Raw genomic sequence first — 9108 nt, forward strand, 5'->3', positions numbered from 1 at the left:
TGCATTTCATATAAAATATTTGGATACAGGCAGTGATGTAGGGAAGAGTACCTGTAGCTTTTTTCAAGCTGAGGGAGGTGGTGTTTTGGTATAGCAAAAGATCTCTCTATAGCAGTGATTGGGTATCCATATTAGGTGGGCATATGAGTATATCATGTTATCTTTCTTACTTGTGTCATGATTACTTTTTGATGATTGAAGCACATTTGGAATCTTTTTTTATAACCATTATTATACCGCAAAAAATGCAAACGTTACACTCTAATATTAAATGATCGGCCGTAGATTGGTATTTATTGGTCCAGATAATCAGCTTGATTAACAAGTCTTAAGGTTATCTTGTCGAATCTTTCATGGAGATCAGAAACAAAAATCGATCTAAGAGCCATTTTGTTTTCCATCTTTTAGCCACTGAATACAATCATCCAAGGCTCTAGCAGTTATAGCTTGTTTTTTTGCTATCTTTTTTTCTTTGCTTGGCAGACGTTTTCCTGAGTGCTTAAGAGAAACGATAGGTGGGAAAAGTCCAAAATTGATATTCATCGGTTGAAAGGAATATCTTTTTGTTTCTTGCACGACAATGTGTCCGCCTGTAATATGGTTTAAAAGAGCTCCCAATGCTGTGGTTGTGGGCGGTAGAGAAGGGCAGTTATGGTTATACTCAGCGGCAGCAAAACGCCCAGCGAGAAGCCCCATCGCGGATGATTCTACATAACCTTCACATCCCGTAATTTGCCCCGCAAAACGCAATTTTGGTCTTCGTTTCAAACGAAGGGTTTGATCAAGAATGACTGGTGAGTTGAGGTAAGTATTACGGTGAAGCCCACCAAGACGTGCGAATTCCGCTTTTTCAAGTCCGGGGATCATTCTAAAAATACGAACTTGTTCTCCATATTTTAGCTTTGTTTGAAAGCCGACCATATTATAAAGAGTTCCAAGTTTATTGTCTTGGCGTAATTGAACGACGGCATATGGTTTAATCGTGGGATTATGGATATTGGTTAACCCCATGGGTTTCATAGGACCGTGTCTGAGAGTTTCAATTCCGCGTTCAGCCATAATTTCGATTGGCAAGCATCCATCAAAATAGGGTGTTTTTTCAAAGTCACGGAACTCTATTTTTTTTGCATTTTTTAATTCGTGAACGAATGCTTTATACTGTTCTTTATCAAGGGGGCAATTAAGGTAATCCTTTCCTGTCCCCTCAGGTCCAATTTTATCATAGCGAGACTGATACCAACAAATGTCAAAATCGATACTATCGGCATGGACAATAGGCGCGATAGCATCAAAAAAAGAAAGAGATTCCGTTCCGGTTATTGCTTGTATAGCTTGAGCAAGTGCTGGTGAGGTGAGGGGGCCAGTTGCAATAATAATATGATTCCAATCCTCAGGAAGCTCTTGAATCTCCTCACGTTTTATTGTTATAAGGGGATGATCTTCAAGCGCTGTTGTGATGTTTTTTGAAAATTCATCGCGGTCAACAGCAAGAGCGCTGCCTGCTGGTACTTTATTGGCGTCAGCAGCTTTCATAATCAGAGATTTTGCTAGTCGCATTTCGGTATGTAAAAGTCCTATGGCATTTGTTGAAGAATCATCAGAACGAAATGAATTTGAACAGACCAGTTCTGCAAGCATATCTGTTTTATGGGCATCAGATTTTTTTTGGGGGCGCATTTCATGCAAAATAACGGGGATTCCTGATTGTGCAATTTGCCAACTCGCTTCACTGCCTGCAAGACCGCCGCCGATGATATGGATTGGAGTGTTGAATGTATTTAACATAATCTGCTTTTAGCGGAAGCTGCTCTGTATGAAAAGGATAGATTTTATTTTTGCAATTTATTAAGAATGAGGTGTATTTGGATATTTTTAATATATTTGTTTGCTTTTTTTCTTTAATTAATGGTATAGAAACGCCGCTTATGTAAGGTTACAGGTTTATAAGTTTGAGCGGATGTGGCGAAATTGGTAGACGCACCAGATTTAGGTTCTGGCGGGAGACCGTGGGGGTTCGAGTCCCTCCATCCGCACCAAAGGTTTTTTTTGAGCACTATAGATATTTATGTGCTCAGAGTTCCGCTTTATGGTGATTTAACACTCAAGTGTTAGAATGTAGTTATTATCAGAGTGGGATTATCCCGCTCCTCAGGAAAATGAAGGTTGTTTAATGCAGGTTACCGAGACGCTTAATGAAGGACTGAAGCGCGAAATTAAGATCGTGGTTCCGGCGAGAGATTTAGAAAAAAAATTGAATGAACGGTTGGATGATACCAAGGGTAAGATCAAGCTTAATGGTTTTCGTCCTGGTAAAGTACCTGCTGGATACCTACGAAAAATGTACGGCAAGTCTTTTATGGCGGAAATTCTCAATGAGATTATCAGTGATGCCCCCCATTCTATTTTAGCTGACCGTAATGAACGTTCAGCGATGCAGCCGCAAATTGATATAAATGAAGATGAACAAGTTCTGGATGGCAAAGCTGATTTTGTTTTTAGTTTAAAGTATGAAGTTTTGCCAAAATTTGAAATTAAAGATTTCGAACATATTGAAGTTACTCGTGAGATTGCGACTATTCCTGAACAAGAGATTGATGATCAAGTAAAGCGTGTCCTTTCTTCCACGCGTAGTTATTCACTAAAAGAAGGTCTTTCGGAAGAAGGTGATCGTGTTACAATAGATTATCTAGGAAAGCTTGGGGGTGAGCCATTTGAGGGTGGGACAGAAAGTGATGCGCAACTGATTCTTGGATCAAAGCAATTTGTTCCTGGTTTTGATGAGCAGTTGGTTGGCGTGAAAGCAGGTGATACGAAGACAATTTCTGTTAAATTTCCTGATAATTACAATGCAGCACATTTGGCAGGTCGGGATGCAGAATTTGATATCACTGTTAAGGCTATCTCTAAACCGGACGAGCTAAAAATTGATGATGAAGCTGCACAAAAAGTTGGTTTAGAATCTCTGGACCGCTTACGTGAAGTTGTTCGCGGGCAAATTGAAAGTCAATATGGATTAATGACACGTCAAAAAATTAAGCGTCAAATTCTTGATGCTTTAGATGCTGATTATAATTTTGAGATTCCTGAAGGGCTTTTAGAAATTGAATTTAACAATATATGGGCTCAGGTTAATGACGATTTAAAAAAGGCTGGTCGCAGTTTTGAAGATGAAGGGGTTACAGAGGAGTTGGCACGGGAGGAATATCGCGTGCTTGCACGGCGTCGTGTCCGTCTTGGTTTGGTACTTTCTGAAATTGGCATGAAGGTTGGTGTTAAAGTAGGTGAAGATGAACTAAAAGCAGCAGTTTTTGATCAGGTGCGTCAGTATCCTGGACAAGAAAAAGAAATTATGGACTTTTTCCGTAAGACTCCAGAAGCTGTTGCAAATTTACGCGCTCCAATTTTTGAAGAAAAAGTCATTGATCATTTGTTGGCTAAGATAAAAATCACAGATAAAGAAGTGACAGTTGAAGAGCTAATGAAGGAATATGACGAAACAGATTTAACAGAAAAAGAGCCAGAGAAGAAAAAATCTGCAGTGAAAGAAAAAGCTGTAGAGAAAGTTCCATCTAAGAAAAAAACACCTAAAAAAGGTTAATATTTATCCTAAAAGAACAAGCCCGATAAAGTCGGGCTTGTTTTATAAGATTTCTATTCTAGGCTTGCACTGAGAATGGTTTTATATTAGCCATCAGGTTTGGAAAACATTGATAGTGGATTGGTAATGGACATCGTTGATACGCGCACCCCTGATTCTAAACGTTTCATTTCTGGAATTACAGGTGATTGGGAAGTCGTCATTGGTATGGAGGTTCATGCGCAAATCATATCAAATTCAAAACTTTTTTCAGGTGCGTCAACCAAATTTGGTGCTGAGCCGAACAATCATGTATCGCTTATTGATGCAGCGATGCCTGGTATGTTGCCTGTTCTTAATCGAGAATGTGTTCGTCAAGCAGTTCGAACTGGTTTGGGATTAAAGGCTCATATTAATCTGAGATCTGTTTTTGATCGTAAGAATTATTTTTATCCAGACTTACCGCAGGGGTATCAAATTTCTCAATTCCATTATCCGATTGTAGGAGAGGGGAGGATTATCATATCTGTTGGTCCAGATTCGAATGGACAGTTTGAGGACATTGAAGTTGGGATTGAAAGGTTACATCTTGAGCAGGATGCAGGAAAATCATTGCATGATCAGCATCCAACAATGTCTTTTGTGGATCTTAATCGTTCTGGTGTAGCTCTTATGGAAATTGTTTCTAAACCAGATATGCGTTCATCAGATGAAGCCAAAGCTTATATGACAAAATTGCGTACAATTGTCCGTTATTTGGGGACTTGCGATGGAAATATGGATGAAGGTTCTATGCGTGCAGATGTTAACGTATCAGTTCGTCGCCCTGGTGAAAGTTTTGGAACGCGCTGTGAGATAAAAAATGTTAATTCCATTCGTTTTATTGGTCAAGCGATTGAATATGAGGCGCGTCGTCAAATTGCGATTTTAGAAGATGGTGGTGTCATAGATCAAGAAACTCGGCTTTTTGATGCTGCCAAAGGTGAAACGCGGTCTATGCGTTCAAAGGAAGAAGCGCATGATTATCGTTATTTTCCTGATCCTGATCTTTTGCCGTTGGAATTGGATCAAGCATTTGTGGATGCTTTGTCCGCTGAATTACCTGAATTACCTGATGATATAAAAGCACGTTTTATCAGGGAGATGGGATTGACAGCATATGACGCCTCTATTCTTGTGACAGAAAGAGCCATTGCTGACTATTTTGAAAAAGTAGCACATGGGCGTGATGGAAAAACAGTTGCCAATTGGGTGATTAATGATCTTTTAGGCGCTTTAAATAAAGATAATCGTGAGATTGAAGAGACGCCTGTATCACCAGATCAATTAGGAGGAATTATTGATCTTATCAAAGAAGGGACTATTTCTGGAAAAATTGCTAAGGATCTCTTTGAAATTATTTGGAATGAAGGTGGGAATCCACGTCAGATTGTAGAAGAGCGCAATATGAAGCAGGTAACAGACATAAAGGCTATAGAGGAAGCTGTTGATGAAATCGTTGCCAATAATTCTGATAAAGTTATGCAAGCAAAACAAAAACCTGCTTTAGCTGGTTGGTTTGTTGGACAAGTCATGAAAACAACAGGTGGAAAAGCAAATCCTCAAACTGTTAATGAGTTGGTTAAGATGAAACTTGGCATAGATTAAGTTTTATGGAGTAGAGGGAGATCCATAAATACGATACTCCTATGTTAAGGAATATAAATGGGACTATCAAATGAAATCGTGGGTGGTTTTATCGGTGGAATTTTATTTTTAATAATTTCAAATATTATGACAAGTTTACTCCAAGGATTAACTTCCTCAGTATACTAAAGGAATGGATTAAAAGATGGCTGTTTTTTTAAAGCAAATCTTTACATGGTGGAATGGTAATACTATAAACACGCGCTTTTTTACGTGGCGTAAAGGTAAACGTGTGGGAGAAGATCAGTTTGGGAATGTTTATTATGAAGGGGGCACTCATAAGGATGGTTATCTGCGCCGTTGGGTCATTTATAAAGATTATTCTGAAGCTTCGAGTATTCCACCAGGTTGGCATGGTTGGATTCATCATCGTTGTGATAATCCTCCCCCTCAGGAGGATTATTGCCCATATAAATGGGAAAAGCCCCATATTGCAAATATGACTGGGACAAGTGAGGCTTATCGCCCGAAAGGAGCGATTACTTACAGTGGCAAGCGCCCTTGTGTGCATGAAGATTACGATGCATGGTCGCCTAAACAATAAAATATTTTAATGCGTGCGTGTATTTTTTCTCATTTGCGCTACTTTATAAACAGATTTTTTAGATGCGATTGATTTGATGTAATGAGAACTTTTTTACTATTAGGATTAGGACGTTTTTTTTGTGTTTATTTCATGGGAGTTGTAGTGGTCTTGTTCTGTGTTTATGGAGTGCAGGCCGAACGCATGAGCAATGGAATTGCTGTTTTTGCAGGTCTTGATAAAATTACCGGCCGGACCACGCGTTTTGAAGTTTCTCTGGGTGAGGTTTATCGATACGGTGCTTTACAGGTGACGCCGCGCGCGTGTTATACGAGCTCCAAGAACGAACCAACCCGTACGACTGGTTTTATTGAAGTCAATGAGGTGACATTAGATAAAAGAGTACGGCGTATTTTTACAGGATGGATGTTTGCAGATAGCCCTGGTTTGAGTGCTGTAGAGCATCCTATCTATGACGTTTGGTTAAAAGACTGTAAACAGGCTTCTCAGAATCTGCCCCTTCAATGATATTTTATATAGAGTGATGTCTTGGAACTAATTCGTTGCTTTTGTTTATCTTATAATTCTTCTTTAGTCGCTTAATACAGCTCTTGAAAAGAGAGCGCTTAGGTGCTGAAAGTGAGTGCTTGTTGATATTTTGACTTATGTCTTTAAGAAGCAAGCTATCTATTTTGTTTTCAATTATAATGCTTTTTATAAAAGTATTTGCTATCAAATTGCTAAATTATAAAATGTCACTCGTCTATAGAGAAAATACAAATGAATTTATAGAGTTTTGTTTTCATGGTGATCAACTCTTTCCTTTTTTATTGAATAGCATGTTAAGCGGATTAATAATCAAAACTATGTCCTATACAATAGAAATTTCAATTTATATTTAGTATGATGCGACAATTTTATGAATGGTGTTCTTAATATTCATTTTTTTAAATATTTTTTACAAGAAATAAATGTTTTTATATAGAGATATTTGGAATTAGCAAGAAGAACTGAATAAACGTCAGGTTTAAATATTCTTTGATTATCAAAATTGATATATTTGTTTTGTGCAAACATTATCAATTCCATAGAAAATATGAGATTTTATACAATGAGAGATGCCAAAAACCAATATAATAATGTATCGTTTTTTCTAGAAAAACCTAAAGAACCATTACTGAATGTTCCATTTATTATAGTTATTTTGATAGCACTTTGTTTTTGTATTTATTTTGTTTCTCAGTATCTTTTTTCTCATCAATTCTACATTAAAAATCTTGATTTGTTTGCATTTACACCAATGTTATTTAAGGCTGAACCGTTAGTATTTTGTTATACTATTATTAGTTATTCGTTCATGCATAGTAGTTTTAAACATGTTGCTATTAACATGGCTTGGCTTTTGGTTTTTGGGTCTCCTTTGGTAAGACAGATTGGTGGTTTTCGTTTTTTAATTTTTTGGATATTAACAGCAATCATAGCTGTGTTGACTTATTTTCTATTTCATCAAGAGAGTGCAATATCACTTGTCGGTGCGTCAGGTGCGGTGTCTGGAATGATGGGCGCTATTGCACGTTACGGTTTTCTTCGGGACTATTTGGGAGGCAATCTGCAGAATGAAAGATTTTTAGGTCCTTTGTTACCTATTAAAAAAGCGCTGTGTTCAAGAAGTGTGCTTGTTTACCTGAGTATATGGCTGAGTGTTGATTTCATTGTAGGTATTTCATCTTTTTTCTTTGAGGGCGATGGTATTTCAATAGCATGGGAGGCTCATATTGGTGGTTTTTTTTCAGGCTTTTTGTTGATTGGTTTTTTTGATATTTCGCGAAAAAAGTTAAAAACTAAGATCTAAGATATTTATGTGCCGCATAAAGTGCTATTGTGGCTGCGTTTGAAACATTTAATGATTTGATATTTCCGGGCATATCAAGGCGTGTTAATGCGCAAATGGTTTCACGTGTTTTTTTACGTAAGCCTTTCCCTTCTGCTCCTAAAATAAGGGCAATTTTCTTTCCTGTTAGTGCTGTTTCTAGAGGATATTCACCTTCTGAATCGAGTCCAAAGCTGACAAAACCTGCTTTATGAAGTTCGTGGAGTGTTTCGGCAAGGTTTCGTACAGTAATATAATTAATCAACTCCAACGCTCCGGAGGCGGCTTTAGCAAGAACACCGCTTTCTTGTGGGGAGTGGCGACATGTGGTGATAAGAGCTTCAGCTTTAAACGCAACTGCAGAGCGCATAATAGCGCCCACATTATGTGGATCGGTAATTTGATCCATTACAATGACAAGATCAGTATTCGTTAATTCGGACAATTGGCATGGCTTGAGGGGGGTAGTTTCCAAAACAACGCCTTGGTGAACTGCATCACTTCCCACCAGCGCATCGAGTTGTTTGGGGGCGCATAATGTAACAGAACAAGGTAAATCTGATTCGGGTATATCTAATCGTTTTAAGGCGTTTGGTGTAACATAAAGACGGTCAAAAACTCTTTTTGGGTTTTTTAAAGCAGCATGAACTGCATGGATACCATAAAGACGAATTGTCCCTTGCTGCAAGGGAGAAGCTTCCTTTTTCAGGTATGCGGCAGAACGAGAAGAAAGTCCTTTTATATCGCGATATCGGCGACGTAAACGAGCATAATGAGAATTTTGCGATATTTTTTCTTTCATGGTTTCTTTATAGCTTGTTAACAGCAGAAATGAATAGAAAAAAGCTGTAATTTAAAATTATTAGCAGAAAATTTGTACAGAATCGTGTTTATTCTGTTGACAGATAGGACAGTAATCGGCATAACCGCCTCGCAGCCAATTTGATTGAATAGGTGATCAAAGTTTGGTTGGAGTGATGCCTTGTCGCGCGACTTTGCCGATGTAATGGAGGGGTGCCCGAGTGGTTAAAGGGGGCGGACTGTAAATCCGTTGCGTATGCTACGTTGGTTCGAATCCAACCCCCTCCACCATTCATCGAAGGAGAGTTGGTGCGTGGTAATGCGGGTATAGCTCAATGGTAGAGCAGCAGCCTTCCAAGCTGAATATGCGGGTTCGATTCCCGCTACCCGCTCCAAACAGTTGTTGGTGCCAAACAGTTGTTAGTGATTGGGCTAGTGAGTATGATGGAAGGATATTTCCATCATGAAGTGGGCGGGTTTTACCGTCTTTAAGAGTTGTAATAGTCGGGCTGATGTAGCCGTTCGGCTTAATTCGGTTCTATAGTCCTACTTCTAGGTACTAATGAAATAAGAGAACAAAACAAGAGATTGATGGCATGGCAAAGAGCAAATTTGAACGTACGAAGCCGCATGTTAACATTGGAACGATTG

Annotated in this window: 7 protein-coding genes and 3 tRNA genes; 8 read left to right on the forward strand and 2 right to left on the reverse strand. The window is 38.6% G+C overall.

What is annotated here, in order from left to right:
- Positions 1-378 precede the first annotated feature (378 nt).
- On the reverse strand, positions 379-1785 hold the full coding sequence (gene trmFO / locus GQO39_RS05470) for a methylenetetrahydrofolate--tRNA-(uracil(54)-C(5))-methyltransferase (FADH(2)-oxidizing) TrmFO (protein WP_156851290.1): 1407 nt from the start codon (positions 1783-1785) through the stop codon (positions 379-381).
- 168 nt (positions 1786-1953) lie between these two features.
- Between trmFO and GQO39_RS05475 the strand changes: the two genes are divergently transcribed.
- The 6 genes from GQO39_RS05475 to GQO39_RS05500 all read left to right on the forward strand — a co-directional run bounded on the left by GQO39_RS05475 (position 1954) and on the right by GQO39_RS05500 (position 7638).
- Positions 1954-2036: transfer RNA gene (locus GQO39_RS05475), tRNA-Leu, on the forward strand.
- Positions 2037-2170: 134 nt separating this feature from the next.
- Positions 2171-3598: a trigger factor gene (tig, locus tag GQO39_RS05480; RefSeq protein ID WP_156851292.1), complete on the forward strand. Its 1428-nt coding sequence runs from the start codon at positions 2171-2173 to the stop codon at positions 3596-3598.
- Between the two features lie 126 nt (positions 3599-3724).
- Positions 3725-5224, forward strand: a complete 1500-nt coding sequence (gene gatB / locus GQO39_RS05485) for an Asp-tRNA(Asn)/Glu-tRNA(Gln) amidotransferase subunit GatB (protein ID WP_156851294.1) — start codon at positions 3725-3727, stop codon at positions 5222-5224.
- Between the two features lie 184 nt (positions 5225-5408).
- Positions 5409-5807, forward strand: coding sequence for an NADH:ubiquinone oxidoreductase subunit NDUFA12 (locus GQO39_RS05490; RefSeq protein ID WP_156851296.1), 399 nt, complete (start codon positions 5409-5411; stop codon positions 5805-5807).
- A gap of 81 nt (positions 5808-5888) precedes the next feature.
- Positions 5889-6314, forward strand: coding sequence for a DUF2155 domain-containing protein (locus tag GQO39_RS05495; RefSeq protein WP_156851297.1), 426 nt, complete (start codon positions 5889-5891; stop codon positions 6312-6314).
- A 583-nt stretch (positions 6315-6897) separates the two neighbouring features.
- On the forward strand, positions 6898-7638 hold the full coding sequence (locus GQO39_RS05500; RefSeq protein WP_156851299.1) for a rhomboid family intramembrane serine protease: 741 nt from the start codon (positions 6898-6900) through the stop codon (positions 7636-7638).
- Here GQO39_RS05500 and GQO39_RS05505 read toward each other — a convergent pair.
- Positions 7628-8458, reverse strand: coding sequence for a TrmH family RNA methyltransferase (locus tag GQO39_RS05505; protein WP_156851301.1), 831 nt, complete (start codon positions 8456-8458; stop codon positions 7628-7630). The genes GQO39_RS05500 and GQO39_RS05505 overlap by 11 nt on opposite strands.
- A 206-nt stretch (positions 8459-8664) precedes the next feature.
- On the opposite strand from GQO39_RS05505, the gene GQO39_RS05510 reads away from it, so the two are divergent.
- Both GQO39_RS05510 and GQO39_RS05515 read left to right on the forward strand, forming a co-directional pair.
- Positions 8665-8748 (forward strand) — tRNA-Tyr (locus tag GQO39_RS05510).
- Between the two features lie 30 nt (positions 8749-8778).
- Positions 8779-8852: transfer RNA gene (locus GQO39_RS05515), tRNA-Gly, on the forward strand.
- Positions 8853-9108: the final 256 nt, after the last annotated feature.

This window comes from Bartonella refiksaydamii (genome assembly GCF_902652675.1).
GTDB lineage: Bacteria > Pseudomonadota > Alphaproteobacteria > Rhizobiales > Rhizobiaceae > Bartonella > Bartonella refiksaydamii.

Excerpts from the sequence above, each read along its gene's own strand:
- trmFO (WP_156851290.1), bottom strand. The coding sequence starts at position 1,785 with ATGTTAAATACATTCAACACTCCAATCCATATCATCGGCGGCGGTCTT.
- tig (WP_156851292.1), top strand. The coding sequence starts at position 2,171 with ATGCAGGTTACCGAGACGCTTAATGAAGGACTGAAGCGCGAAATTAAG.
- gatB (WP_156851294.1), top strand. The coding sequence starts at position 3,725 with ATGGACATCGTTGATACGCGCACCCCTGATTCTAAACGTTTCATTTCT.
- GQO39_RS05490 (WP_156851296.1), top strand. The coding sequence starts at position 5,409 with ATGGCTGTTTTTTTAAAGCAAATCTTTACATGGTGGAATGGTAATACT.
- GQO39_RS05495 (WP_156851297.1), top strand. The coding sequence starts at position 5,889 with ATGAGAACTTTTTTACTATTAGGATTAGGACGTTTTTTTTGTGTTTAT.
- GQO39_RS05500 (WP_156851299.1), top strand. The coding sequence starts at position 6,898 with ATGAGAGATGCCAAAAACCAATATAATAATGTATCGTTTTTTCTAGAA.
- GQO39_RS05505 (WP_156851301.1), bottom strand. The coding sequence starts at position 8,458 with ATGAAAGAAAAAATATCGCAAAATTCTCATTATGCTCGTTTACGTCGC.